This window comes from Faecalibacterium sp. IP-3-29 (assembly GCF_023347335.1).
GTDB lineage: Bacteria > Bacillota > Clostridia > Oscillospirales > Ruminococcaceae > Faecalibacterium > Faecalibacterium duncaniae.
In genome coordinates this window covers 739,986-765,660 of record NZ_CP094471.1, presented here as the reverse complement: position 1 = coordinate 765,660, position 25,675 = coordinate 739,986, and the positions used below count along the sequence as shown (strand labels likewise).

At 62.6% G+C, this 25,675-nt stretch carries 19 protein-coding genes; 4 read left to right on the top strand and 15 right to left on the bottom strand.

Going from position 1 to position 25,675, the window contains the following annotated elements:
• Window positions 1-23: 23 nt before the first annotated feature.
• From smc to MTP40_RS03460, 12 genes are all read right to left on the bottom strand, one after another.
• Window positions 24-3,581, bottom strand: a complete 3,558-nt coding sequence (gene smc, locus MTP40_RS03515; RefSeq protein WP_249259837.1) for a chromosome segregation protein SMC — start codon at window positions 3,579-3,581, stop codon at window positions 24-26.
• Window positions 3,582-4,256 carry a ribonuclease III gene (gene rnc / locus MTP40_RS03510; protein WP_005935533.1) on the bottom strand — a complete coding sequence of 225 codons (675 nt, stop codon included), beginning with the start codon at window positions 4,254-4,256 and terminating at the stop codon, window positions 3,582-3,584.
• A 187-nt stretch (window positions 4,257-4,443) separates the two neighbouring features.
• Window positions 4,444-5,445 (bottom strand): phosphate acyltransferase PlsX, encoded by a 1,002-nt coding sequence (gene plsX / locus MTP40_RS03505; RefSeq protein ID WP_117476292.1) that lies wholly within the window; start codon window positions 5,443-5,445, stop codon window positions 4,444-4,446.
• 183 nt (window positions 5,446-5,628) lie between these two features.
• Window positions 5,629-7,005: a methylenetetrahydrofolate--tRNA-(uracil(54)-C(5))-methyltransferase (FADH(2)-oxidizing) TrmFO gene (gene trmFO, locus MTP40_RS03500; RefSeq protein ID WP_249259836.1), complete on the bottom strand. Its 1,377-nt coding sequence runs from the start codon at window positions 7,003-7,005 to the stop codon at window positions 5,629-5,631.
• Window positions 7,006-7,120: 115 nt separating this feature from the next.
• On the bottom strand, window positions 7,121-9,205 hold the full coding sequence (topA, locus tag MTP40_RS03495; RefSeq protein WP_005935543.1) for a type I DNA topoisomerase: 2,085 nt from the start codon (window positions 9,203-9,205) through the stop codon (window positions 7,121-7,123).
• Window positions 9,206-9,343: 138 nt separating this feature from the next.
• A complete protein-coding gene (gene dprA / locus MTP40_RS03490; RefSeq protein WP_173016445.1) occupies window positions 9,344-10,489 on the bottom strand; it encodes a DNA-processing protein DprA in 1,146 nt (381 codons plus the stop codon).
• Complete coding sequence (locus tag MTP40_RS03485) at window positions 10,486-11,265, bottom strand: TrmH family RNA methyltransferase (RefSeq protein ID WP_117533520.1); 780 nt, start codon at window positions 11,263-11,265, stop codon at window positions 10,486-10,488. Before MTP40_RS03485 ends, dprA begins: the two co-directional genes overlap by 4 nt.
• A 79-nt stretch (window positions 11,266-11,344) precedes the next feature.
• Window positions 11,345-11,695: a 50S ribosomal protein L20 gene (gene rplT, locus MTP40_RS03480; protein WP_005935552.1), complete on the bottom strand. Its 351-nt coding sequence runs from the start codon at window positions 11,693-11,695 to the stop codon at window positions 11,345-11,347.
• 53 nt (window positions 11,696-11,748) lie between these two features.
• On the bottom strand, window positions 11,749-11,952 hold the full coding sequence (rpmI, locus tag MTP40_RS03475) for a 50S ribosomal protein L35 (protein WP_005935556.1): 204 nt from the start codon (window positions 11,950-11,952) through the stop codon (window positions 11,749-11,751).
• Between the two features lie 18 nt (window positions 11,953-11,970).
• Entirely contained in the window at window positions 11,971-12,522 is a 552-nt protein-coding gene (infC, locus tag MTP40_RS03470; RefSeq protein WP_005935558.1) for a translation initiation factor IF-3, read from the bottom strand.
• A 255-nt stretch (window positions 12,523-12,777) separates the two neighbouring features.
• The gene (locus MTP40_RS03465) at window positions 12,778-16,479 is read right to left on the bottom strand and encodes a UvrD-helicase domain-containing protein (protein WP_249259835.1); all 3,702 of its coding nucleotides are present in this window, start codon (window positions 16,477-16,479) and stop codon (window positions 12,778-12,780) included.
• Window positions 16,476-19,829 carry a PD-(D/E)XK nuclease family protein gene (locus tag MTP40_RS03460; protein ID WP_249259834.1) on the bottom strand — a complete coding sequence of 1,118 codons (3,354 nt, stop codon included), beginning with the start codon at window positions 19,827-19,829 and terminating at the stop codon, window positions 16,476-16,478. The genes MTP40_RS03465 and MTP40_RS03460 overlap by 4 nt, the downstream gene beginning before the upstream one ends.
• A gap of 311 nt (window positions 19,830-20,140) precedes the next feature.
• On the opposite strand from MTP40_RS03460, the gene ruvX reads away from it, so the two are divergent.
• Window positions 20,141-20,572: a Holliday junction resolvase RuvX gene (gene ruvX, locus MTP40_RS03455; RefSeq protein WP_005935569.1), complete on the top strand. Its 432-nt coding sequence runs from the start codon at window positions 20,141-20,143 to the stop codon at window positions 20,570-20,572.
• A 42-nt stretch (window positions 20,573-20,614) separates the two neighbouring features.
• Here the strand turns inward: ruvX and MTP40_RS03450 are convergent, their stop codons facing one another.
• Both MTP40_RS03450 and MTP40_RS03445 read right to left on the bottom strand, forming a co-directional pair.
• Window positions 20,615-21,688, bottom strand: a complete 1,074-nt coding sequence (locus MTP40_RS03450) for a HAMP domain-containing sensor histidine kinase (protein WP_249259833.1) — start codon at window positions 21,686-21,688, stop codon at window positions 20,615-20,617.
• 2 nt (window positions 21,689-21,690) lie between these two features.
• Window positions 21,691-22,365 carry a response regulator transcription factor gene (locus MTP40_RS03445; protein ID WP_249259832.1) on the bottom strand — a complete coding sequence of 225 codons (675 nt, stop codon included), beginning with the start codon at window positions 22,363-22,365 and terminating at the stop codon, window positions 21,691-21,693.
• Between the two features lie 182 nt (window positions 22,366-22,547).
• On the opposite strand from MTP40_RS03445, the gene MTP40_RS03440 reads away from it, so the two are divergent.
• From MTP40_RS03440 to MTP40_RS03430, 3 genes are read left to right on the top strand one after another with little or no spacing between them, the layout of a single operon-like run.
• Window positions 22,548-22,790, top strand: a complete 243-nt coding sequence (locus tag MTP40_RS03440; RefSeq protein WP_249259831.1) for a hypothetical protein — start codon at window positions 22,548-22,550, stop codon at window positions 22,788-22,790.
• A gap of 42 nt (window positions 22,791-22,832) precedes the next feature.
• Window positions 22,833-23,855 (top strand): NAD-dependent epimerase/dehydratase family protein, encoded by a 1,023-nt coding sequence (locus MTP40_RS03435; RefSeq protein WP_442900437.1) that lies wholly within the window; start codon window positions 22,833-22,835, stop codon window positions 23,853-23,855.
• Window positions 23,856-23,866: 11 nt separating this feature from the next.
• Window positions 23,867-24,691 carry an SDR family oxidoreductase gene (locus MTP40_RS03430; RefSeq protein WP_249259829.1) on the top strand — a complete coding sequence of 275 codons (825 nt, stop codon included), beginning with the start codon at window positions 23,867-23,869 and terminating at the stop codon, window positions 24,689-24,691.
• An 84-nt stretch (window positions 24,692-24,775) separates the two neighbouring features.
• Here the strand turns inward: MTP40_RS03430 and MTP40_RS03425 are convergent, their stop codons facing one another.
• Window positions 24,776-25,519, bottom strand: coding sequence for a peptidylprolyl isomerase (locus MTP40_RS03425; RefSeq protein WP_249259828.1), 744 nt, complete (start codon window positions 25,517-25,519; stop codon window positions 24,776-24,778).
• Window positions 25,520-25,675: the final 156 nt, after the last annotated feature.

The window sequence follows — 25,675 nt, the reverse complement described above, 5'->3', positions numbered from 1 at the left end:
CTGAGAGGTTTAATCTATTATACCTACGAAACCAGCGTCGCGTCAACCTGTTCCAGATCCAGCTTGAGCAATTTCGACACGCCGTCCTCCTGCATGGTCACACCGTACAGGACATTGGCGGCCTCCATGGTGCCGCGGCGGTGGGTGATGACGATGAACTGGGTCTTGTCGCTCACCCGGCGCAGATACTGTGCAAAGCGGCTGACATTGGCATCATCCAGGGCGGCTTCGATCTCGTCCAGGATACAGAACGGTGCCGGGTTGACGGCCAGGATCGCAAAATAGATGCTGATGGCCACCAGCGCCTGCTCGCCGCCGGAAAGGGCTTCCAGGTTCTTGATGACTTTGCCCGGCGGTGCCACCTGAATGCCGATGCCGCAGGAAAGCACATCGCTTTCATCCTCCAGCACAAGGCTGGCTTCACCGCCGCCAAACAGCTCGGCAAAGATGCGGCCAAAATTTTCGTTGATGGCCCGGAAGCTGTCGGTGAAGATCTCCTTCATCTGGCCGGACAGGCTGGCGATCATCCGCGTCAGCTCGTTCCTGCTGCCCTCCACGTCGGCCACCTGAGCGCTCAGGGCATCGTACCGCTCCCTGACCTCCTGATATTCCTCAATGGCGCTGACGTTCACATTGCCCAGCGCCCGGATCTGATTGCGCAGATCGGCCACCTGCGCCCGCAGGGCGGGCAGGCTGTCGAACTCCACGCAGAGTTCCTCGGCCTGGCTCACCGTCAGCTGGTATTCATCCCAGAGCTTGGCGGCGGTGGCATCGTATTCGCTCTCAGCGGCTGCTTTCCGCTCGGCCAGACGGGCCATCTCCCGGCCCATCTCCTCGCGGCTGTCGGCAGCAGTGCGGGCCCGGGCCAGTGCCTCGGTCTCGGCCTGCTGACGGGAAAGCCGCTGTTCGGTGGCCTTCCGGATCTCGGCTTCCTTCGCTTCGATCTCCGCCCGGCTGTCGGTCTTGGCCTTGCGGATGGCCTCGATCTCGGCCCGGCAGGCATCACTGCGGGCGGCAAGGGCGGCAAGGCTCTCTTCCAGAGAGGCCCGGCGGCTCTCGGCATCCCGGGTGCGCTGTTCCAGCGCTTCGATCTGTGCCTGCGCCAGCTCGGCATCCTTCTGGCGGCTCACCTGTTCCAGCCGCTTGGCGCTCACCTGCTCGGCCAGCGCCCGCTGCCGGGTCAGAAACGCATCGTCTCCCTCGGCAATGCGGTTCAGCTCACCCGATTTTGCTTCGATCTCCCCGGCCAGCGCAGCTTCCTGTGCTTCGGCCTGCGCGGCCTTTTCCCGGCTGTCAGCCAGCTGGGCGTTCAGGGTGTCGATTTCCTTCTGCCGCGCGGCAAGGGCCGTCTCGGCCTGCTCCATAGCGGCTTCCAGCCGCTTGCGCTCTGCTTCGGCCCGCACACGGTCGTTGGCGGCAGTAATCTGCTCACTGCTGGCGGCGGTCAGCTCTGCGTTCAGGGCATCTGCCTGCTGTTTGCACTGGTCGGTCTTTTCCTGAGCGGCAAGGCACTCCTTCTGCAATTTCGCAGCCTTGACCCGCAGCTCCTCCAGCTCCTGCTTGCGAGTGAACAAACCCGCGCTGCGCTGGACACTGCCGCCGGTAAAGCTGCCGCCCGCATTGACCACCTGACCATCCAGCGTGACGACCTTGCTGCGGAAGCCGTTGTCCCGGGCCACGCGGGAGGCCTCGTTGATATCATCCACCACGATGATGCGGCCCAGCAGATTGGACACGATGTCACTGTACCGTGCATCGGCCTGGACCAGGCTGCTTGCCAGCCTTGCCGAGCCGGACAGTTTTCCCCGGAACACGCCGGGCTGGACTGTGTCCAGCGGCAGGAAGGTGGCGCGGCCCGCGTTCTCGCTCCGCAGCAGGGCGATGCCTGCCTTGGCAGCGGCTTCGTTCTCCACCACGATGTTCTGCAGGGCACCGCCAAGCGCGGTCTCAATGGCGACCTCCCGGCCCGGCTCCACCCGCAGGATGGAGGACACCGGCCCGATGATGCCCCGCAGCCGCCGGGCGGATGCCGCCCGCATCACGGTCTTGACGGAGTTCTGGTAGCCTTCCATATTCTTTTCCAGCTCCCGCAGCACGGAAAGCCGCTGACGGGCGGCATCCAGCTCCTGGTTCAGCTGCTGTTCGGCACGGTCGGCTTCCTCCAGCGCGGCGCGGCGGCTCTTCAGCTTGAGTTCCAGACCGGCCCGGATATTTTTGAGCTGCTGCTCATTCTCGGTCAGCGTGGTGAGGTACCGCACGGTATCCTCCAGATCCTGCTTTGCGTCGTCCCGCTGGACCGCCAGCACCTCGGCAGCTTCTTCCAACGCAGGCAGACGGCTCAGGGCCGTCTCAGCAGCAGCCTCGGCGGCGGCCTGAGCCACCTGCGCTTCGGTGTGCCGAGCCGTCAGGGCCGCCACCTCGCCCCGCAGGGTATCCCGGCGGGCACCGCTCTGGTCGTTTTCCCGGGTCAGGCGCACCAGCTCATCGTTCAGGGCATCCAGCTCTGCGGCCAGTTTCCGGCCCGCCAGCTCCATGCTCTTTGCCACAGCGCGGTGGCGTTCCAGCGCGGCGGCGGCCTCGGTGCGGTCCTGCTGCCCGACGGCGATCTCTTCCCGCAGGTCTGCGGCGCTTTCCTCGTTGCGGGTAATGTCGTTTTCCAGCACGGCGATCCGGCTCTCGCTGCCGCTGATCTGCTCTGTGATGCTGCGGATATCCCCATTCAGGCGCTCGACCGCAATGGTCAGCTGTTGTGCCTGCATCCGGATCTCCTCAGCCTCGCTCTCGGCGGCTTTGGTCTGGCGGTCGAACCGCTCATAATCGGCCTGGGCTGTCTCGTAATCCCGCACCTGACGGCGCACGGCTTCCTTGGCCCGGTGCACGCCGTCCGTCCACAGGGTCACCTCCAGCGTTTTGCGCCGGGCGCTCAGTTCCAGAAACTTCCGGGCCTTTTCGCTCTCTTTTTCCAGCGGGCCCACCCGGGCCTCCAGCTCGCCCAGGATATCCCGCAGGCGTTCCAGATTCTCGGCGGCGGCGGCAAGGCGGCGCTCGGCCTCGTTTTTGCGGTAGCGGTATTTGGCAATGCCGCAGGCTTCCTCAAAGATCTCCCTGCGCTCGCTGCTCTTGGCCGCCACGATCTCGGCAATGCGGCCCTGCCCGATGACCGAGTAGCCATCGCGGCCGATGCCGGTATCCAGCAGCAGTTCATACACATCCTTCAGGCGGCAGATCTGCCCGTTGATGCTGTACTCGCTCTCGCCGGAGCGGTAATACCTGCGGCCGATGGTCACCTCGTCCGCTTCCACATCCAGCGCGTGGCTGCTGTTGTCCAGCGTCAGGCGCACCTGAGCAAAGCCCATGGCCCCCCGCCGCCGGGTGCCGCCAAAGATGACATCCTCCATCTTTCCGGCGGCGCGCAGCTGGCGGGCGCTGGTCTCGCCCAGCACCCAGCGCACGGCATCGGACAGGTTCGACTTGCCCGAACCGTTGGGGCCCACCACGCCGGTCACGCCTTCATCAAAGGTGATCTTGACCTTATCGGGAAAGCTCTTGAAGCCCTGGATCTCCAGTTCCTTGAATACCATTTACTTTTCCTTTATCACGCCCAGGAGCTTGAGGGCTTCGCGGGCGGCGTGCTGTTCGGCCATCTTCTTGCTGCGGCCCTCACCCCGGGCGACCTTATCAGAGTTGAAGCGGACAGCCACCACGAAATGCTTGTCGTGGTCGGGGCCGGATTCCTGCTCCACCACATAGCTCAGCCGCTCCTCGGGGTTCTGCTGGACGATCTCCTGCAGGCGGGTCTTGTAATCGGCCTCAGCGTGCTTGCCCTCGGTGATGAAGGGCAGGATGAAGCTCTTTGCCACCTCCATGCCGCCGTCCAGATACAGGGCAGCGATGACGGCCTCAAAGGCATCGGACACCACGCTGGGGCGGGTGCGGCCGCCGCAGCGCTCCTCGCCCCGGCCCAGGCGCAGATACTCGCCCAGATTGATCTCCTGCGCAAACTGGAACAATGCGCCCTCGCTGACCAGGCTGGAACGGATGCGGGTCAGGTCGCCCTCGGGCCGGTCGGCGTAGGCGTGAAACAGATAATCTGCCGAGACGATCTGCAGCACGCTGTCGCCCAGAAATTCCAGCCGCTCGTTGTGCTGCACCGGCGTGCGGCTCTCGTTGGCGTAGCTGGTGTGGGTGAGCGCCGTCTCCAGCAGCTTCGGATTCTTGAACTTGTAACCAATAATTGTTTCCAACTGATGGCTCATATCTCTTTGCTCCCTTGAATCTTTTTGGTATCCTCGCCCTCTCAGGCCGCTTCGCGTCCAGCTCCCCCAAAGGGGGAGCCTGCACAGCACCCTGGAAAGCACCAGCTGACCGTCACCCGCCATTGCCTCTCCCTTTGGGAGAGGTGGCATCGCGTCAGCGATGACGGAGAGGGCAAGGCCGCTTTCCTTACTCCTTGTTCAGCTCATCCAGCGCGCTCTGCATGGTGCCGCACAGGTCGTTCTCCACGCAGATCTTGGCCTGCCGGATGGCGTTCTTGATGCCCTTGGCCTTGGAGGAGCCGTGGGCCTTGATGACCGGCTGCTTTGCGCCCAGGAAGGGTGCGCCGCCGTACTCCTCGCTGTCCATCTGGTGCTTGAGGCTTCCCACGCCGCTCTTGAGCAGCAGGTAGGCGATCTTGCCGCCGAGGTTTGCCAGGAACATCTCCTTGAGCATCCCCAGCAGCATCTTGGCCACGCCCTCGGTCAGCTTGAGGATGACATTGCCGGTAAAGCCGTCGCAGACCACCACATCCACATCACCGTTGGGCACGTCACGGGGCTCGATGTTGCCCACGAACCGGATGCCCGGTGTTGCCTTGAGCAGCTGGTGGGCTTCCCGGAGCATCGGGGTGCCCTTGCTCTCCTCGGCACCGTTGTTTGCCAGCGCCACGGTGGGTGCGGTGCGGCCCTCCACCTTGTTGACATAGCAGCTGCCCATCACGGCAAAGGCTGCCAGCATCTCGGGGCGGCACTCCACGTTCGCGCCGCAGTCCAGCAGCAGATAGGCCTTGTTTTTGGCCGGCACCATGGTGGCCAGGGCCGGGCGCTTTACGCCCTTGAGGGTGCGCACAATGAGGCTTGCGCCCACATGGAGCGCGCCAGTGCTTCCGGCAGAGACAAAGGCATCGCCCTTTCCCTCCTTCAGCAGGTTCAGGCCCACCACGATGGAGGAATCCTTCTTGCTGCGGATGGCCCTTGCAGGCTCATCACACATCTCAATGGTCTCGGTGCAGTTGACCAGCTCGATGCCGTCCAGCGGGATATTGTGCTCGGCGGCCGTCTTGCGCACCAGCTCCTCGCTGCCCACGCCGATGACCTGCACACCGTACTCCTTCACAGCCTGTGCGGTGCCTTCCAGCACAGCCAGCGGGGCGTTGTCGCCGCCCATCATATCAACGATAATTTTCATAAACGTCGTCCTTTCTTGGTCAGCGTCCTCACCCTCTCAGGCGCTTCGCGCCAGCTCTCCCAAAGGGAGAGCCGATTGCGGCCCATGGTCAGCACCTGCTGAATCTGGGATATGCGTTGCCTCTCCCTTTCGGGAGAGGTGGCATTGCGAAGCAATGACGGAGAGGGCAAGCCCGTTTCCCGTTTAGAATTCAGTTGCATCCAGCCACTGTTGGAAGCTGGCCACGGCACGCTCGGCCACGGCCATGTAACGCAGGCGCTTGTCACGGGGACGGCTCTCGGCCGGCAGCGGGGGCAGGATGCCCATATTCGCGCCCATGGGCTGGAAATGTTTGTTCTCAGTGGTCAGATACTGGATCAGCGCGCCGCACATGGTATCCACCGGCGGCGGGGGCAGCTGCCTGCCCTCCAGCCGGGCGTAGATGCTCCGGGCTGCCAGCAGGCCGCAGGCGGCGCTCTCCATATAGCCCTCAAAGCCGGTGATCTGGCCCGCAAAGAACACGTTGGGGTGCTCCTTCAGGAACAGGCCCGCGTCCAGCACACGGGGCGCATCCAGGAAGGTGTTGCGGTGCATGACACCGTACCGCACGAACTCGGCATTTTCCAGGCCTGGGATCATGCTGAACACCCGCTTCTGCTCGCCCCACTTGAGGTTGGTCTGGAAGCCCACGATATTATAGAGGGTGCGTTCCTTATTCTCGGCGCGGAGCTGGACATTGGCCCAGGGGCGGTGGCCGGTGTTGGGGTCCACCAGACCCACCGGGCGCAGGGGGCCGAAGCGCATGGTATCAGCACCCCGGGCGGCCATGATCTCAATGGGCATACAGCCCTCGTAGACCGTGACGGTATCTGCTTTTTTGCCGTGGGCATCGGGGTCGGGCTGCGCACCCTGTTCCGCACCGGCATCGAAGGCATGGAGCGGGGCACGCTCTGCCGAAGCCAGCGCGGCATGGAAAGCCTCATACTCTGCCTTATTGAAGGGGCAGTTCAGGTAATCGGCCTCGCCCCGGTCGTACCGGGAAGCGGCGAACACCTTGTTGTAATCCAGACTCTCGGCCGTGACGATGGGAGCCACGGCATCATAGAAATGGAGCCGCTCATCGCCGGTCAGGCGGCCGATCTCGTCGGCCAGCGCACCATCGGTCAGGGGGCCGGTGGCCACCAGAATGGGTGCACTCTCATCGACGTGCTCCACCTGCTCCCGCACCACGGTGATGTTGGGGCACTCCTCCACCCGCCGGGTCACGGCGGCGCTGAATGCGTCCCGGTCCACGGCCAATGCGCCGCCCGCGGCCACACGGGCCTCTTCGGCGGCTTCCAGCAGCTGGCTGCCCATCCGGCGCATCTCCTCTTTCAGCAGGCCGGAAGCAGAATCCAGACGCTCGGCCTTCAGGCTGTTGGAGCAGATCAGCTCCGCAAAGCCCGCGCTCTTGTGAGCCGGGGAAAAGTGGGTGGGCTTCTGCTCGTAGAGCGTTACCTGAACACCCTTGCCCGCCAGCCACAGTGCTGCCTCGCAGCCTGCCAGACCGGCACCCAGTACAGTAACTTTATAGTTGCTCATGTTGTATCCCTTTATCTTATCTCGCACTTCCAGCAGTCAGGAAAAACTTTCCGCCCTGCCAAGGGCTCCCCTGCTGGGGGAGCTGGCAATGCGAAGCATTGACTGAGAGGTTTGATCAATCCTTCTTCGGCACCGGCATCTCAAAGCCGCAGCCTTCTTTTGCGCAGTAGAGCTTGGAGCCCTTGCGGAACAGGGTGGAGCCGCACTTTTCGCACTTGGTGGGCACCGGGGTATCCCAGGTCATAAAGTCGCAGTCGGGGTAGCGCTCGCAGCCGTAGTAGATGCGGCCCTTGGCGCTCTTGCGCTCCAGCATCCGGCCCTTGCCGCACTTGGGGCAGACACCGCCGGTGTCCTTGACCAGACGCTTGGTGCCCCGGCACTCGGGGAAGCCGGAGCAGGCCAGGAACTTGCCGTACTTGCCCACCTTGATGACCATGGGGCGGCCGCAGAGGTCGCAAACCTCGCTGGAAGGCTCGTCCGGCACCTTGACCTTCTTGCCCTCCATGTTCTTTTCGGCCTGTTCCAGGCTGGCGGCAAAGCCCTGATAGAAATCATCCACGGTCTTGTGCCAATCGGCCTTGCCGCTCTCGATCTTATCCAGGTTCTTCTCCATCTCAGCCGAGAAGTCTACATCCACGATATGGGGGAACTGCTCCAGCATCAGGCCGTCCACGGCGCGGCCCAGCAGGGTGGGCTTGAGCTTTTTCTGCTCCCGCTCCACATAGCCGCGATCGATGATGGTGGTGATGATGGGCGCGTAGGTCGAGGGACGGCCAATGCCATTTTCCTCCAGCGCCTTGATCAGGGTCGCTTCGGTGTAGCGGGCGGGGGGCTGGGTGAATTTCTGCTCACTCTTCAGCTCCTTGAGCTTGAGCAGCTGGCCCTGTTCCAGCGGGGGCAGGCTGGTCTCCTTCTTTTCCTTTTCATCGGTGGCTTCCTCGTACAACACGGTAAAGCCATCAAAGGTCACGGTGTAGCCGCTGGCCTTGAAGCGGTAGTCCCCCGCGTACACGGTCACGCTCACGGTATCCTGCTGGCAGTCTGCCATCTGGCTGGCCATAAAGCGGCTCCAGATCATCCGGTAGAGCTTGGCGGTATCGCCGCTGATGCTCTTGTCCACCTCGTCAGGGGTCAGGCCCGGCACCGAGGGACGGATGGCTTCGTGGGCATCCTGCGCGGCGGTCGCGCTTTTGGTCTTCCAGGTGCGCTTGTAGGGGCAGATATACTGTTCGCCGTAAGCGTCCGCAATATACTCCTTTGCAGCGGTGACCGCCTCATCGGAAATGCGCAGGCTGTCGGTACGCATATAGGTGATCAGACCCATGGTGCCGTGGCCCGCGATGTCCACGCCTTCGTACAGGGTCTGGGCGGCACGCATGGTACGGGTAGCCGTAAAGCCCAGACGGCGGGAGGCCTCCTGCTGTAGAGTACTGGTGATAAAGGCCGGGGTGGGCTGCTTGGCCCGCTTGCCTTTTTTCAGTTCGCCCACGGTGTACTCGGCACCCTCCAGACCCTTTTCGATGGCCCGGGCCTCTGCCTCGTTTTTGGGCAGCAGCTTTTTGCCGGTGCTGTCGGAGGCCAGGCGGGCGGTAAAGCTCTTGTGGCCGGTGCCCAGCGTGGCATCCACGTTCCAGTATTCCTCTGGCTTGAAGTTCTCGATTTCCTTCTCGCGGTCATCGATCAGCCGCACCGCCACGCTCTGGACACGGCCCGCCGACAGACCCCGGCGCACCTTCCGCCACAGGAAGGGGCTGAGCTTATAGCCCACCAGACGGTCGAGGATGCGGCGGGCCTGCTGGGCGTTGAACAGATCCTCATCAATGGCACGGGGATTGGCCATGCCCTTCTGCACGCCCTTTTTGGTGATCTCGTCAAAGGTCACGCGGTTGGGCTCGTGGGGGTCCAGCCCCAGGATATTAGCCAGATGCCAGCTGATGGCTTCGCCCTCACGGTCCGGGTCGGTTGCCAGCAGAACGCCGTCGGCCTGCTTGGCTTTTGCCTTGAGCTCCTTGATGAGCTTGGATTTATCCTTGATATTGATGTACTGGGGGGCGTAGTCATGTTCCACGTCGATGCCCAGCTGGGACTTAGGCAGGTCCCGGATGTGGCCCATACTGGCCGTGACCTCGTAATCCTTGCCCAGATATTTGCCAATGGTCTTCGCCTTTGCCGGCGACTCCACGATTACCAGTTTTGCCATGGTTCTCTTCTCCTATATTATAAACTCCCAGCCTGACGGTGGTAGTAAACCCCAACGAAATGCCAAAGGCTCCCTTATTAGGGGAGCTGGCGAGCGTCAGCGAGACTGAGAGGTTTCATTCAACTTAAATTGCGCAGTTCAGCGCAGAATATACCGCTTGCCGGGCAGGCAGGTCACACGGCCCGCCAGCTCCAGCTTCATCAGGGTGCCCAGCAGCAGGCCGGTGGGCAGGCCGCTTGCCGCGCCCAGCTCCTCCACGCCCTTTGCCTTGGGGCCGATACAGGCCAGCACCCTGCGCTCAGTCTCGCTCATGGGGTCAGGCGCAGAGCGCACCGCCGCCGGAGCCGCCGCACCCCGCAGGCCCAGCACCCCGAACAGGTCGCCGGGTTTGCAGACGGCTTTGGCCCGGCCCTCCCGCAGCAGGGCGTTGGTGCCTGCTGAGTTGGGCGAGTAGATGCTGCCCGGCACCACGAACACCGGCTTACCATACCGCTCGGCATGGTTGACTGTGGACATGGTGCCGCTCTTTTCCTGCGCTTCCACCACCACCAGCGCCGAGGACAGCGCCGCAATGAGCCGGTTGCGCTGCAAAAAGCCATTGGGGCCAACGGGGCCGCTCTCGGGCGGGTACTCGCTGATCACGCAGCCTTTTTGCTCGATCTTTTTCCGCAGCTCCCGGTTGGAGGCCGGGTAGGTGCGGTCAATGGGCACGCCCAGCACCCCGATGGTGGGGCAGTTTTCCTTCACTGCGGCCCGGTGTCCGGCACTGTCCAGCCCATCGGCCAGACCGCTGACGATGATGGCCCCGTTTTTGGCCAGCCCGCTGCCCAGATCTGCCGCCGCCTGCAGGCCGTACTCGGTGGGCCTGCGGCTGCCCACCATCCCCACAGCCCCCGGCTCATTGAGCCAGAGGGGGTCGCCGGTGCAGTAGAGCACCAGCGGCATATCGGGAATGCGGGAAAACGCCAGCGGGTAATCCGGGTCGTCATAAGTCAGGATGCGGATATTCCGCGCCGCGCACCGCCGTGCAAATGCCCGGTAATGCGCTGGGGTGTTGTCGGGCAGGTTGGCCCGGGCAAAGGCCGGGCTGCCCACCGCCTTGCGGAACGCATCGGAATCCCGGTTCTCCCAGGCCTCCTGCGCCCCGCCAAACACATCCAGCACCCGGCCCGCATGGCTGCTGCCCGCCCCCAGCGTGTTTGCCAGCCAGAGCCAGCAGAGCAGCGGGTCGGGGGCCGGTTCGGGCGGGAAAAGACTGGTCTGGCCGAAACCGGGCCCGGTCACAGGCTCTCCTCCCGGAAATGCCACAGCAGGATGCTGCCCGCAATGCCAGCGTTCAGGCTTTCCACCCGGTCGGTCATGGGGATGCGCACAGTGCCGCTGCAGGCGGCAATGGTCTCTTCCGTCAGGCCCTGGCCCTCGCTGCCGATGACTACGCAGACACCGCCCGGGTAGCCGGGCCGGGCCGCACTCAGGGGCTGGCTCTGGTAGAGTGCCGCCGCAAGGCAGGTGATGTTCTTTGCCCGCAGGGCGGCAATGGCGGCAGGCATTGCCCCCACCTCCATCACCGGCACCCGCACGGCGGCCCCCATGGAGGCCCGCAGGGTCTTGGGGGCAAACACGCTGGCACAGCCATCGCTCAGCAGCACGCCGTCAAAGCCAAACGCGGCGGCAGAGCGCAGCAGCGTGCCCACGTTGCCGGGGTCCTGCACCCGCTCAAGCGCCAGATACCGCCCGCCGGTCTTTGCCTCGTCCAGCGTGTGCACCGGGGTGCGGAACACGCCGAACACGCCCTGATGGGTGCCCACATCGGCCAGCTTATCGGCCACATGGTCCTCCACCAGATAGTGCTCCCCGGGCAGCCCGGCCAGCTCCGGGCACTTTTCCAGCGCTGCCTCGGTGCAGAACAGGGTCTCCAGCGCCGCGCCGCGGCAGAGCTCCGGGCAGAGCTTGCGGCCCTCGGCCAGAAATTTCCCCTCACTGCGCCGGAACGCCCCGCTGGAAGCAAGGCGGCAGGCATATTTGATCTTTGCGTTTTCCCGGCTGGTGATCTTTTCCATGCGGTCCTCCAGAAGATACTAAAATATACAAAAAGGACGCCCGCGTATTTACTACGCGCGGGCGTCTTTCAGGTCTTTATCAGGCGTTTTTCACGGTCTCGACCAGAGCAGCAAAGCTCTGAGGATCGTTGATGGCCATCTCGCTCAGCATCTTGCGGTTCAGCTCGATGCCTGCCTTCTTCAGGCCAGCCATGAAGGTGGAGTAGTTCATGCCCAGAGGACGAACTGCGTTGTTGATGCGGCAGATCCACAGGTTGCGGAACTGGCGCTTCTTCATGCGGCGGCCAGCCAGAGCGTAGTTGCCGCTCTTCATGACCTGCTGCTTGGCCATCTTAAAGTGCTTGCTCTTGCAGCCATAGAAGCCCTTAGCCAGCTTCAGCATCTTCTTACGACGTTTGTGAGTCATGGTTGCGCCCTTGATACGTGCCATTTTTTATATCTCCTTTAGTTATCTCTTAGAATGTCTTTGCCTGCGGCTCGCACTTAGGCGTAGGGCAGCATGCTCTTGATGGTAGCGGCGTTGGTCTTGTCAACGTAGTTGGGCTGACGGTAGCCACGGGTCAGCTTGGTGGTCTTCTTGGTCAGGATGTGGCTGCGGAATGCGTGACCGCGCTTGATCTTGCCGTTCTTGGTCAGCTTAAAGCGCTTCTTAGCGCCGGAATGCGTCTTCAGTTTCATCTTAGCCATTTTAGTTTCCTCCTAAAATTAGTCCTTATTGGGTTTCGGGATCAGCAGAATGGACATCGTGCGGCCCTCAAGCACCGGCGGCTTATCCATGCTTGCCTGGGGCAGAGCCTCGGCAAAGCGTTTCAGCACGTCAGCACCCAGAGCACTGTGCGCCATCTCACGGCCGCGGAAGCGGATCGAAGCCTTCACCTTGTGACCAGCGGCCAGGAACTTGGCGGTCTGGTTCAACTTGGTGTTGAAGTCGTTGGTGTCAATATTGAGCGAAAGGCGGGTCTCCTTGACCTCGACCACTTTCTGGTTCTTCTTGGCTTCCTTCTCCTTCTTCTGCTGTTCAAAACGGTATTTGCCGTAATCCAGCACCTTGCACACAGGCGGGGTAGCCTGCGGTGCGATCTTGACCAGATCGAGCCCGGCTTCTTCTGCAGCGCGCATGGCCACCTGAATGGACACAACGCCCTTCTGCTCGCCATCGGCACCGATCAGGCGAACTTCACGATCACGGATCTGACCGTTGATCTCCAGTTCCTTCGACTTTCCAGCGGTAGCGATAATGAATGCACCTCCAAACAATAATCCATAGTGTTGCAATATTTGGCATAGAAAACGCGGCCGCCCATTTGCAGGACAGCCGCGCGAAATTTCACACAAAAGCGCAGTTCGTTCAAAGAATCGAACCGTGTTTGGGTATAGCCCGGGGATTCCGACCCCACAAGGCGAGCGCGGCACAGGCCGTAGCTGCTTTCTTTACCGGAACAGTTTACCACACCCACAAAGCCCTGTCAAGCACTTTTACGCGATTTTGCAATAAAATATTCGTACAGAGCATTACTTGACCTCGATCAGCTTCCCCAGTTCCAGCGAGTAGATGCCCTTATAGGTCACCGGCTTCGGGGCAAAGCGCTTGCTGATGGCAAGGGCATAGAGGTCAAGCTGGGCGCGATAGGCGGCAAGGAAGTCCGCTTCGGATTTTCGGCGGTCCGTTTTGTAATCCAGCAGCTCCAGGTGGTCCGGGAACACCAGCACCAGGTCAGCGATGCCCTGCACCAGCACCTTTGCCTGTGCCACGGCAGCGCTGTCGGCGGGGGCAGTGCCCTGGGCGGCCAGCACCTCGGCGGCAGGCAGGGCCGTGATGAAGTCCAGCTCCCGCAGCACCTCGTCCGCAGCGCAGATGCGCGCAAAGGCTTCGCTCTCCACAAAGCGGCGGATGCGCCCTGCATCCAGCTTCTCCGCAATTTCGGACGCGGTGAGCTTTGCTTCCACCTGCCGGTCACGCTCGGCGGGGATCGCCATTTCCAGCGTGCCTGCCTGTTTTGCCGCTGCAAGAGCCGCAAAATCGGCGTGCTCCAGGAAGGCGTGAAGGGCCGTGCCCATCTCGGCGGCGGTCAGGCCGTCCTTTGCCAGAAAGCCCGGTCGCTCCAGCGTGGTCTGCTCTGCCTTGTGGACGATGCCGGTCACACTGACCTTGGCGGGCACTCCGGCCAGCTCTGCCGCCGGGTACTGCCAGGCAAAGCCCTGCCGCAGTGCCTCGGTCAGAGCCGGGTCTGCCTGGGTCAGCGGCCTTTCCTCAGGTTCCGGGTCGGTCGGCTCCACGCCCTCGGGCAGCGCCTGCTGCACCGTCAGGGCAATGGTGCTTCCGGTATCTGCAAAGGGCAGTTCCAGATCCTCGGCCAGCCGGCGCAGAGGGCCGCCGTTGGGGTGGACGAGCAGGGCCGCGCGGAGCCAGTCGGCAAAGCTGTTCGCCTGCCGGCAGAGCGTCTGCCCCGCCCCGGCTTCAAGGAAGGCCGCCGCTCTGGTAAAGGGGTTGGAGGTCTTCCCGATGCCCAGCGGCACGGTCAGGATGAGCTTATCCTGCGCGCGGGTCAGCGCCACATAGAGCAGGCGCATCTGCTCACTGCGCATCTCGGTGGCGTGGACATTGGAGAGCGCCGTGTAAGCCGCCGTCTTGTAAGCGCCCTCGCCCTCCTCGGGGCGCAGGCGCAGGCCCGCCCCATACATCCGATGCAGGAGCACCGGCTGACGGGTATCGGCTGCATTGAAGCGCCGGGCCGTGTCGGCCACAAACACCACCGGAAACTGCAGGCCCTTGGAGCGGTGGATGGTCATCACAGTCACACAGCCGGGACGGGAGCCGCCGGGCACGGTATCCTGCCCCGTGGAGCCTGCCAGCGCCGCAGCGTCAATGGCCCGCACCAGCGCCGAGATGCCGCCGGAGCCTGCCCCGGCGCAGAAGGAGGCAAACCGTCGGGCATCCTCCCGGCGGCGGGCACCGTTTTCCATCACGCCCAGTGCGGCAAGGTAGCCGGTGGAAGCAAAGATCTCCTCCAGCAGCTGTTCTGCCGGGGCACTGCGGGCCATCCGTCGCAGCTCGGTCAGCCGGGCATAGAACGCCCGGACTTTTCCAGTAAAAGGGGTGTCCTCCCCGCTGTTCACGGTGAGCAGCAGCGCGCCGTAGAGGCTGATGCGCTGGGGGGCGTTTTCCCCCTGCTGCTTCTGGATCTCTTCGGCTCTGGCCCGCAGGCGGACAAGGTCGTCGTCGGTAAAGTCAAACAGCGGGCCCAGCATGGCGGCGGCAAGATAGATATCCTGCGCCGGGTTGTCAATGACCTTCAGCAGGGCGATGAGGGGCCGGATGTGGGGAGCATCCAGCAGGTTTTCGCGGGCATCCGCATACACCGGGATGCCCCGGGCGGTCAGTGCTTCCACATAGGCCGGAAAATCAATGCGCGCCGCCAGCAGGATGCAGCAGTCCTCGTACTGCACCGGGCGGGTGGCACTGCCATCCCGCACCGGCTCACCGCTCTGCACCATCTCCTCGATGCGCCGGGCGATCCAGCCCGCGTCCGTTTCGGCGGTGTCATCGGGCAGGAAATGCGCCTCCACGCTGCCCGTGTATTCCCCGGGTGCCCCGCAGATCAGCCGCTGGCCGTCGCCGTAGGCCGTGTCGCCGAGTTCCGGGGACATGAGCCGCTCGAACAGGAAGTTGATCCCTTCCACCACCTGCGGAGCCGAGCGGAAGTTGGCATCCAGCGCCAGCATGGCATCGGTGCCGGGGGCACCTTCTGCCGGGCGGGGCCGCGCCGTTCCGCCGGGCAGGGCGGGCCAGCTGTCCAGTTTTTCCCGGAAGATGCTGGGGTCTGCCTGCCGGAAGCGGTAGATGCTCTGCTTCAGATCTCCCACCAGAAAGAGGTCGTCCCCTGCCGGGGATGCAAGGCACCGGTACAAGGCATCCTGCAGGGCGTTGGTGTCCTGATATTCATCCACCATCACGGCGGCGTAGTTCTGCCGGATGACCCCGCACAGCGCAGTGGGGGTGCCGTCCGGGTCACGGAGCAGACGGAGGGCCTGATGCTCAAAGTCACTGAACTCCAGCAGCTTCCGGTCCCTCTTTTTGGCCGAGAACCGGGCATCGAAATCCCGCACCGCCACGAACAGCGCCCGCAGGCGGGGCTCTGCGGCCCTGCGGTCTGCCTCAGCCTCCTCCTCACTGCAGGGGATCAGCTCAAGGATCTGCGCAAACAGGGCAGCGCCCTCATCGGCGCGGGTGCGGATGACTTTTTTGTGTTCGCCGTTCAGCCGCTTTTTCATTCCTTTCAGGCCGGGCAGCTCCTCCATGCCCAGCACATAGGGGGTCAGCAGATCGTAAAGCGGAGTCCACTCCCCCGCCACAGCCAGCTGTTCCACCCTGCCCAGCAGGGCGGCAGCCTTGTCCAGCCGTTCCTGGGCATCGGTATATTTTTCCAGCACGGCATTCTTTGCCTTTTCCCGGGCAGAGGGCGTTTTCTTTTCCTCGGCATCGGCCAGCTCCTGCTCCCGGTCGCCCGGGCAGTCAGCCAGCGCGGCGCGGAACAGTTCCCCTGCTGCCCTGGCACTGCGGGCGGCTTCGGCCAGCAGCAGATCATGCCAGCAGGTGGCAGCAAAGCCGTTTTCCTCCTGCCACGGAGCCAGAAATTCCTCCAGCTTTTTGTCGTAATCGGGCAGGGCGCGCAGGAAATCGTAGACATGCAGGATCGTCTCGCCCGCCGCGCGGTCGGTGCGGCCCTTGCCGTAGAGGTCGGCAAAGGCGCAGAAATCCGGGTCGCGGTAGGCATTTTCCAGCGTCTCGCTCAGGGCAGAGGCCCGCAGGAGCTCCACACTGCCGGGGTCTGCGGGGGAAAAATCCGGCGGGATATCCAGCGCCTGAAAGTGCTTGCGCAGCAGGTCCAGACAGAAGGCATCGATGGTGCAGATGGGTGCGCGCTGCAGCAGCATCCGCTGGCGGCGCAGCGCGCCATTGCCGGGTTCCGCCTGGCTGCGCTTCAGAAGCGCCTGCCCGATGCGTGCCCGCAGCTCTGCCGCCGCCGCATTGGTAAAGGTGACGATGAGCAGACGGTCCGCATCCACAGGATGCTCCGGGTCGGTGATGAGCCGGACAGCCCGCTCGGTCAGAACAGCCGTTTTGCCGCTGCCCGCCGCCGCGCTCACCAGCAGCGCGCCGCCCCGGTCCTCGATGGCGGCCCGCTGGGCGGGGGTCCACTTGGGTTCACTCATTCCTGTTCCTCCTCTCCCTCTTCGGGCTGCCCGGGAGCCTCAAAGGGCTTTGCGGGGGCCTCCAGCGCCCGCTCCCCGATGCCGGTCTCGTGGCAGCAGACAAAGCCGTAATCACACCACTGGCAGGGGCTCCGGCCCGTGACCAGCGGCTCGGCGGCGATCTGCCCCTCATAGAGCTGCTGGCCCATCCGGGTCACAAGATCATCCAGATGCAGCTGGATGCGGTTCAGCTTGGCGATGTCTGCCCGCTTGTCCTTCTGGTAGGGGCTGGGCGCGCCTTTGTAATAGGAGAAGGGCAGGTATCTGCCGGTCTCGTCGGCATCCATGGCATCGAACAGCTTCTGCTCGTCCCGCACCAGACCGTCCAGCTTGTATTCCACACTGTGGGCCGCCTTTTCGCGGGTGGTGGTCTCAGGGGCCGGGTCGGCCAGCAGGTAGAGCACGCCAGCCGGTTCCGCCCCCGTAAAGCGGCCGCTTTTATCCCGGGTCAGGCTGAACAGGTAGAGCAGCATCTGGCAGTCCAGACCGCAGTAGACTTCCTTCAGGTCCAGCTTTTTGGTGCCGGTCTTGTAGTCCACCACCCGCACCCAGCGGGTGCCGTCCTCCTCCACCCACTCGTCGGCACGGTCCACGGTGCCCACCAGCTGGACAGTGCGCCCGTCCGACAGATGATACACCTGAGCGGGCACGGCATCCTCGCCCCGGCCGATCTTCAGCTCACAGGCCACAGGCTTGAAGCTGGACTGCCGCTGCTCATCCCGCAGGTAGAGCAGCAGGCTCGTCATGCTCTTTTTCAGGCGGGAGAGCAGATAGGCAAAGCGGGCGGTATCCTCGGGCAGATAGCGCTTGGCGTACTCGTCCACCAGCAGCGCGGCAAGGCCCGCCATAGCCTCATCGTCCAGCTCCATAAAGGGCTGCAGCGCCGCCATGGGGTTGTCCGGGCCGGGGTGAGGGTCCAGCGCCATCTGCAGCACCCAGTGCATCAGGGTGCCGCTCTGGTCGGCGGAAAGCTCGGCCCGGCGGCGGGGCCTGAGCCCCAGCACATACTGCAAAAAGTAGCCGTAGCGGCAGGTATAATATTTTTCCAGCTGACTGGGCGAAATGCGCAGCTTCCGCCCCAGCAGCGCTTCCAGCGCAGGCAGGTCATGCACCTGCCGGGGGGCAGTGTCGGCCATCCGGCGCAGCAGGGCAAGGCCCTGCGGCTCGGTCTCGCCGGGGGTGTGCAGGGCTTCTGTCAGGCTGGCACGCTCGGTCTCCGTCAGGGGCCAGCCGCCGCCCAGACAGTCCAGCCCATCTGCAGGGGTGGCCGCAAGGTCCGTCAGTTCCAGCTCCGGGGCAGCGGGGGCCAGTGCTTCCACGAGGGGTTCCAGCGCAGCGCAGAGGGTCTGCCCCTGCCCCTTGGGCCAGCTGAACCACAGCCCCTTTGCAGGGGCAGTCAGGGCCTTGTAGAAGCAGACCTGCTCACGCACCACACGGTTCTCAAAGCAGTCGGGCAGGTCGATCTCCTGCGCCATCAGGGCATCGCGGTCGGCGTGGGTCAGCAGACCCACCTCGCCGGGCGCGGCCGGGAATTCCCCCTCGGCCAGCCCCAGCACAAACACATAGTCCGGCGCGTCCAGACGCATCTTGCCTGCGCTGGCCAGCACCACCGCATCCAGAGTCTGGGGGATGTGCCCCAGGTCGGACGAGCGGAGCAGCAGCCCGAACAGGTCCTCGTATTCGGCCACGGTCACGGTCTGCTCCCCCAGCAGATGGGCCATCTCGTTCAGCAGCCCCATGACCACGTTCCACTCCCGGGCGGCTTCCTCCGCCGCCGGGATGCCCCGGCCCGCGCGGATGGCCTTTACCTGAGCGGCCTGCTGTTCCTCAGCCCCCAGCGTTTTCAGGCAGAAATACACTGCCCGGCTGATGGCCTCGGCATTGACCCCGCGCACCTTGGCCCGGAATGCATCCACTGCCCCCACGAGCAGGGCACGGGCATGTTCTGCCCGCTCCCGGTTGCGGAGGTCCTCTTCGGTCAGCTCCTGTTCCCCAAAGCCCTTGGGGCTGCGCTCAAACTTCTCCCGCCAGGCCGCCGCTGTGGGGGCCCAGGTGTAGGCATAGTTTTCCAGCGCACAGACCTGCTCCTCGCTCAGGGCACACAGGCCGGTTTTGGCAAGGGTGGTCAGGTTCTCGGTCAGGTCGGCTCCCCGGGCGATCTCCAGCAGGGCCCGCACCGCCGTGGCCGGGGCGCTGAATTCCGGGGTGCTGGGTTCATCGCAGTACAGGGGGATCTCCGCCATCCGGAATTCATACCGGACAGCGGCACGATACTTGGCGATATCGCGGCAGACCACAGCGATCTTTCCGCACCGCACACCCTGCCGCATCAGCCGCCGGATGGCACCGGCAGCGGCACGGGCCTCCTCCTCCCGGCTGGGCGCGGCAAAAAGCCGCACCTCGCCCGCCGGGGCATCCGCGGTGCAGCTGCCGGTTTCCAGCAGCTCTGCCACTGCGGCAAGGCCCGGGGCGTTCCGGTGGCGCAGATCCTTGCGCAAAAGCTGCGGAACGGCCACCTCCGCCCCATTTTTCCGGGCCAGCTGGCGCAGCTGCGCCGCCACCTGCTTGGCCCCGGAGAACAGGCTCAGGTCACCGGGCAGCAGGGGGGCACCGTCATCGCAGAGGGCCACCGTTACGCTGGGCAGCGCCGCCAGCATGGCCCCCAGCAGCCGCTTTTTGGGCGCGTTGAAGGTATCGAATTCATCAATGAACACCGCCCGGTCCCGCAGAAACTCCGGCAGGCTGTGCCGGGCCAGTGCTTCCTCCAGCCGGGCTCCGGCCAGCTCCAGCCGGTCAGAGGGGTCCATGCCGCTGCGGGCCAGCAGGGTCTCGTAGCCCTGAAAGATAAGAGCCAGCTCACTGAGCTTACCGCTCTCGGCTCCGCAGGCACCGGCCAGCTGTGCCAGCTGCTGGCCGGAAAGGCCCGCGCTCTTCAGCTCGTCGATGGTCTGAGCCGCCATCTGGCAAAAGGCCGCACTGCGCCGGTGGCGGTGATAATAGTGGACATTGTCCTGCAGTTCCTCCAGCGCCCGGCGCACCAGCACGGCACGGCCTGCATCAGAGAGGGTCTGCACCGCCGCGCCGCCCTCGGTGGAAAGGATCTTTTCTGCCAGACTGGTAAAAGAAAAACTCTCCACCATGCCGGACAGGGCATCCCCCAGCTCACGGTAGATGCGGCCCTCGGTGCTGGAAGTGAATTGTTCCGGCACCAGCAGGATGCTTTTTTCCCCTTTTTCGGCCCGGGCACGGATACGCTGGTACAACAGCATTGTTTTTCCGCTGCCGGAGCCGCCCAGAAGTAGCTGTAACATTGTTTTCTCACTTTCTCTGCATCTCAGCCCAAGCCATCGAACTGACCCAATATGCCAAGGGCTCCCCTACTAGGAGCAACAGCAACAACCGCCGCCAGTGGCGGATAAAGGGCGTTGCTGTTGGGGCCGCGGCCAGCAAGACACAAGTGTTGTTTACAACACGAAGTGGATGCTGGGTGCCGCAACCCGGACGCTGGCGAGCCAAAGGCGAGACTGAGAGGTTTAATCACTTTATTCTACCGCAAAATTGAAGAAAAATCTATTCTGTGGTAAACTGAGGAAAAACAGCAAAACAGGAGGGGCACTTCCCCATGAAGATTCTAGCAGTTGATTACGGTGCCAGCCGCACGGGGCTTGCGGTCTGCGACCCCACCGAGTTCCTGACCACGCCCATCACCCCCCAGATCACCCTGAAGGCCCGGCCCAAGGTGGCTGCCGAGGTCTGCCGCATTGCCCAGGAGCAGAAGGCAGAGCTCATTGTGGTGGGCCTGCCGCTCAACATGGACGGCACCGAGGGCGAGCGCGCCGAGAAGAGCCGCAAGCTGGGTAAGACCCTGCAGATCTGGAGCGGCCTGCCCGTGCGGATGTGGGACGAGCGGCAGTCCACCTGTGAAGCCGCCGATATCCTGGACGAGGTGGGGACTTTTGGTGCTCACCGCAAGGCCATTCTGGATTCCGTCAGCGCCACGGTCATCCTGGAGGATTACCTCGCCTGGCGCAAGGAGCACCCCGGCGAAATTTGAACCGGAAGCAAAAAGAGACGCTTTTCAGCGTCTCTTTTTCGTTTATATGGGTAATGTCACGGTAAAGCAGCTGCCCTGCCCGGGGGCACTGTTCACCTGGATACTGCCGCCGTGGAGCTCCAGCACCTTTTTCACCATGGCAAGGCCCAAACCGTTGCCCTGAGTGGTGTGGCTGGTGTCGCCCTGATAGAATTGTTCAAAGATGTGCGCCTGCGTGTCGGCGCTCATCCCCTCGCCCTGATCGGTCACCGAGACCATCAGGGCGCTTTTTGCTTTGCGCAGGTTCACGGCCACGGTGCCGCCCTCAGGGCTGAACTTGGCGGCGTTGTCCAGCAGGTTGAGCCAGACTTCTTTCAGCAGCCCCTCGCTGCCGGTGTACTCTGCCGGGACAAGGTCGGCATCAAAATCCAGCTCCTTCTGCCGCCACTTCTGCTGGGTCACCAGCACGCTCTGGCGCAGCTGCTCATCCAGGGAGAAGCACGCTTTGTCGGTCAGGATCGTCTGGCTCTCCACCCGGTTCAGGGTCAGGATATTCGTTGCCAGGTCGGCCAGCCGCCTGCTCTCGTCCCGGATGATGGTCAGGTATTCCTTCTGATCCTCGGGCGGCAGCTGCTCTTCCAGCAGCAGGTCGGCAAAACCGCTGATACTGACGATGGGGGTCTTGAACTCGTGGGAGAAGTTGTTGATAAAATCCTTCCGCAGAATTTCAGTGCCGCCCAGCTCCTCCGCCGCCTTGTTGAAGCTCTGCTCAAACTCGACCATCTCCCGGGGCACGTAGCCGTGTTCCGCGTGATTTACACGCACGGTAAAGTCCCCATTTTCCAATTTTTTCATAGCCTCAATGTTCCGCTGCAATGGGTGGATAAAAACCATCCGCATCATCACCACCATGCTCACCGCGATCAGGCTGCACACGGCATAGATAAAACAGAGCACTCCCCAGATGCCGATCCTGCCATCGTGGTAAATAAAGCCGCCGTCCGCGCCCGTGATGACCAGTACCGTACAGAGCCCCAGCATCAGCAACACCATAAAAGACAGGTTGATGACCAGCAGGGCCGACAGGCTCAGCGTCTCGATGCAGCCGCGCATCCGTTCCGCAATTTTTTTCATCATCCTCACACTTTCTTTACAGCACGGTACCCCAAACCCCGCACGGTCTGGATCTCAAACTCCGGCCAATCATAAAAACGGTTGCGCAGGCGGTTGATGTGGACATTCACGGTCTTGTCGTCGCTCTCGCTGTCGATGCCCCAGATCTCGTCCAGCAATTCCATCCGGGTAAAGGTGCGTTCCGGGTAGGCCAGCAGTTTGTACAGCAGTTCAAACTCCTTGGGCGGCAGGGTCTGCACCTCCATCCCCCGACGGACAGTGCGGCTGTCCATATCCACCACCACATCCCCTACCGTGATCTTATGCTCATCCACGATGCGGGCCCGGCGGAGCAGAGCCTTGATGCGGAGCAGCAGCTCGGTCTTATCCGGCGGTTTGGTCATGTAGTCATCCGTACCCACCAGAAAACCGGTGTGCTTGTCCTCGGGCAGGGCCTTGGCCGTCAGCATCAGGATGGGCATCATGCTGCCGCCATCCCGGATGGCCTGGGTCAGGGCAAAGCCATCCATTTTAGGCATCATCACATCGCACAGCAGCAGGTCAATGTGCTGGTGGTCGATGATGTCCAGCGCCGCCTCGCCGTTGAAGGCCGGGATCGCTTCATAGCCGTTGATCTTTAAAATGGCGCAGAGCAGCTTGTTGGTGCTCATGTCATCTTCCGCAACCAGAATTTTCAGCATGGCGTTCTCCTCACTTTCTATGGTATGGCTCTATTATACACCCAAAGATAAACAAAAGATAAACAGAAATATTCACCTTGCGTTTACCTTGGTCGGGTATCCTTTAGCCATCGCAAGGGAGCACGGAGCTCCACAACAGAACAAACAACAAACATTCAAACATAAAACGGAGGACACTTACCATGATGAACCGCAAGAACATGACCGCTTCCACTCTGGACGAGACTGCGCTGGACGCTTACTACACCCTGACTGAGAGCGGTACAAACTACGGCATCGGTCTGGCACTCGCTGCCACTCTGAACAGCCTCAAAAACCGGAACACCTCTTCTCCCGTCCGTATCGACGAGGACACGATGGATGCCTATCTGGCTGTCTCTGAGGGGTTCGACAGCATGGGTCTGGGTCTGGCCGCAATGCTGTAAACTGTATCGTACACTTTGAGAGAAAAGCGGGAGGAAATGAATATGAACATCAACACCACTTATCTGTTGACCGGCGCGGCCGGTTTCCTGGGCATCAACATCTGCACGCAGCTGATCGAACGGGGCGAGCACATCCGGGCCTTCGTCCTCAAGGGGGATCCTGCCCGCAAGTATCTGCCCGCTGAGGTCGAGGTTTTTGAGGGCGATCTGTGCAGCGCCGAGGACTGTGAAGCTTTCTTCAACATCCCCGAGGGCAGCCAGAGCGTCTGCATCCACTGTGCCAGCATGGTCACCATCGACCCGGGTTACAGCGAGAAGCTGATCGCCGTCAATGTGGGCGGCACCGAGAATATGCTTGCCGCCGCCAAGCACCACCCGGAATGCAGAAAGTTCGTGTACGTTTCCTCCACCGGTGCTATTCCTGAGCTGCCCGCCGGGCAGCCCATCCGGGAAGTGAACCAGTTTGTCCCCTATGAAGAGGAAAAGGTGGTAGGCTGGTACAGCCGCAGCAAGGCCATGGCCACCCAGAAGGTACTGGATGCCGCCCACGCTGGCCTGAACGCCTGCGTTGTCCACCCCAGCGGCATCATCGGCCCCAACGACCCGGCCATCGGCCAGACCACCCGCACCCTGACCCAGATCCTGAACGGCGAAATGCCCATCGGCATGGCGGGCAGCTTCAACATGGTGGATGTCCGGGATCTGGCCGCAGGCACCATTGCCGCCGCCGACAAAGGCCGGAAGGGCGAGTGCTACATCCTGAGCAATGATGAAGTCACCCTGAAGGAGATGTGCCGGATGCTTAAAGAGGATACCGGCTGCACGGGCTGTAAGTTCTACCTTCCCCTTTCCTTCGCCCACCTTGCCGCAAAGCAGATGGAAAAATCGGCCGCAAAAAAGGGCACAAAGCCGGTTCTGACGGAGTTCGCCGTCTATAATCTGGAACGGAACAACTGCTTTGACTGCTCCAAGGCACGGAACGAGCTGGGCTTTGCCCCCCGTCCCTACGCCGAAACACTCCACGACACCGCCGCCTGGCTCAAAGCCACTGGAAAAATTCACTGAGGAGGTGCACCATGAAACCTGTCTGTGTGATTACCGGCGGCGGCAGCGGCATGGGCCGCGCCACGGCCAAGCTGGTCTGTGAAGCCGGATATCATGTGATTTTGGTAGGCCGCACTGCCGCAAAACTGGAAAGCGCCGTGGCCGAGCTGACCGAAGCCGGACACGAAGCCGAAGCCTTTGCCTGTGACCTCTCTGACCGTGCCAGCTGCGAAAAGCTGGCTCAACACGCTGTGGAATGTGGGCAGGTGAAAGCTCTGCTCCACATTGCTGGCATGAGTCCCCACATGGGCAGCCCGGAAGCCATCCTGCGCGCCAACGCGCTGGGCACAGTCAACATCAATGATGCCTTTTACCCGGTCATGGCCCCGGGCGGCTGTGTCATTGATACATCCAGCATGAGCGCCTATCTGGCCCCCGGATTCATCATGCCAAAACACAGTTATCCCCTTGCCCGCACCGACCGGGAAAAGTTCCTGAAAAAGATGATGGCCCGCATCAACCTGATGCCCAAAAACGCCCGCACCGGTGTGGCCTACTCCATCAGCAAGCATTTCGTCATCTGGTTTGCCAAAACCGATGCCGCCCGCTTTGGTGCCAAAGGGGTGCGCTGCCTCAGTGTGCCCCCCGGCAACTTTGATACCCCCATGGGCCAGTTGGAAAGCGCCGAAGCCCAGACTTTTACCGCCCATTCCGCCCTCAAGCGGAACGGCAGGCCAGAAGAGATCGCCGCGCTGTATGCCCTGCTGCTGGACGAACGGCTCGGTTATCTCACCGGCACGGACATCGTCATGGACGGCGGTGTCATTGCCAGTGGGGTCAGCGGCCTTTCCCGCTGACCGATATATCCCCCATTCTCTCCATTCAGCACAAAACCGGCTTTCCTGCTGCCACAGGAAAGCCGGTTTTGTCATTTTTAGTTGTTACTGCGCCTGATATGTCTCAATGCTGACGCTGTTGATGGTGATCGTTTCCGTGGGCTTCTGGTTCTCATCCACGGCGGCCTGAGCGATGGTGTCCACCACGTCCATCCCCTCGTACACCTGGCCCAGCACGGTATCGATGTAGTCGAGGTAGGGTGCGCCGCCAACGGTCTGATAGGCCGAAACGACCTCAGCGCGGTAGCCTGCACTGTTCATCTGGTCGGTGAGTTCCTGGGTGACGGAATCCCCGCCGGGCAGAGTGGACATGATATAAAAGACGCTGGCGCACTTGCCGGAGGAGTCCGCCGCCATGCAGAGGGCACCGGAATAATGGTGGAGCTTGTCGGTGGCCTCAGCCGGGTAGCGGCTGCCATTCCAGATGGTGGTGCCCTTGCCGTCAGTTCCCTGACCGGCCTCCACCACAAAGTCCTGCTCCACACGGGTCACGGTCAGGCCGTTATAGTAGCCCGCCTGCACCAGACCCACAAAGTTATCGTAGGCCTGCGGGGCCTGCTCCGGGAAGAGCACCGCCCGGAACACACCCGCCGTGGTATCGAACACCGCCACGGGTTCCCCCGCCGCCGGGTGGGTGAACTGCAGCTCGGCCGATTCCACCGCCGGGCGGGTGATGGTCTTTGTTCCGGCTCCGCTGCTGCCGCCGATGTTTTTCACAAGGCTGCAGCCGGACAGTGCAAAACTCACGGCCAGCAGCAGCGCCGCCAGCCGGACACGGGTCTTATTCATAAACAGATCCCTCCGTTCATATTCTGATAGCAGTTCCCCCGCACGCGGGAGATACGCAGAATTCAGTATAGCATATTTCTGCCCGGGAAGCGAGAGGGAAATGCGTGAAAATTTGTCGTGCATTTTCTGTGCGAAAAACATCTTGACGAGCAGGCA

Bases quoted from the DNA above. Each gene is read 5' to 3' on its own strand.
- MTP40_RS03465 (WP_249259835.1), bottom strand. From the start codon at position 16,479: ATGAGTGAACCCAAGTGGACCCCCGCCCAGCGGGCCGCCATCGAGGAC.
- rnc (WP_005935533.1), bottom strand. From the start codon at position 4,256: ATGAGCCATCAGTTGGAAACAATTATTGGTTACAAGTTCAAGAATCCG.
- MTP40_RS03440 (WP_249259831.1), top strand. From the start codon at position 22,548: ATGATGAACCGCAAGAACATGACCGCTTCCACTCTGGACGAGACTGCG.
- ruvX (WP_005935569.1), top strand. From the start codon at position 20,141: ATGAAGATTCTAGCAGTTGATTACGGTGCCAGCCGCACGGGGCTTGCG.
- smc (WP_249259837.1), bottom strand. From the start codon at position 3,581: ATGGTATTCAAGGAACTGGAGATCCAGGGCTTCAAGAGCTTTCCCGAT.
- rpmI (WP_005935556.1), bottom strand. From the start codon at position 11,952: ATGGCTAAGATGAAACTGAAGACGCATTCCGGCGCTAAGAAGCGCTTT.
- rplT (WP_005935552.1), bottom strand. From the start codon at position 11,695: ATGGCACGTATCAAGGGCGCAACCATGACTCACAAACGTCGTAAGAAG.
- MTP40_RS03445 (WP_249259832.1), bottom strand. From the start codon at position 22,365: ATGCTGAAAATTCTGGTTGCGGAAGATGACATGAGCACCAACAAGCTG.
- MTP40_RS03425 (WP_249259828.1), bottom strand. From the start codon at position 25,519: ATGAATAAGACCCGTGTCCGGCTGGCGGCGCTGCTGCTGGCCGTGAGT.
- MTP40_RS03435 (WP_442900437.1), top strand. From the start codon at position 22,833: ATGAACATCAACACCACTTATCTGTTGACCGGCGCGGCCGGTTTCCTG.
- MTP40_RS03485 (WP_117533520.1), bottom strand. From the start codon at position 11,265: ATGGAAAAGATCACCAGCCGGGAAAACGCAAAGATCAAATATGCCTGC.
- topA (WP_005935543.1), bottom strand. From the start codon at position 9,205: ATGGCAAAACTGGTAATCGTGGAGTCGCCGGCAAAGGCGAAGACCATT.
- MTP40_RS03460 (WP_249259834.1), bottom strand. From the start codon at position 19,829: ATGTTACAGCTACTTCTGGGCGGCTCCGGCAGCGGAAAAACAATGCTG.
- MTP40_RS03450 (WP_249259833.1), bottom strand. From the start codon at position 21,688: ATGATGAAAAAAATTGCGGAACGGATGCGCGGCTGCATCGAGACGCTG.
- MTP40_RS03430 (WP_249259829.1), top strand. From the start codon at position 23,867: ATGAAACCTGTCTGTGTGATTACCGGCGGCGGCAGCGGCATGGGCCGC.
- plsX (WP_117476292.1), bottom strand. From the start codon at position 5,445: ATGAAAATTATCGTTGATATGATGGGCGGCGACAACGCCCCGCTGGCT.
- trmFO (WP_249259836.1), bottom strand. From the start codon at position 7,005: ATGAGCAACTATAAAGTTACTGTACTGGGTGCCGGTCTGGCAGGCTGC.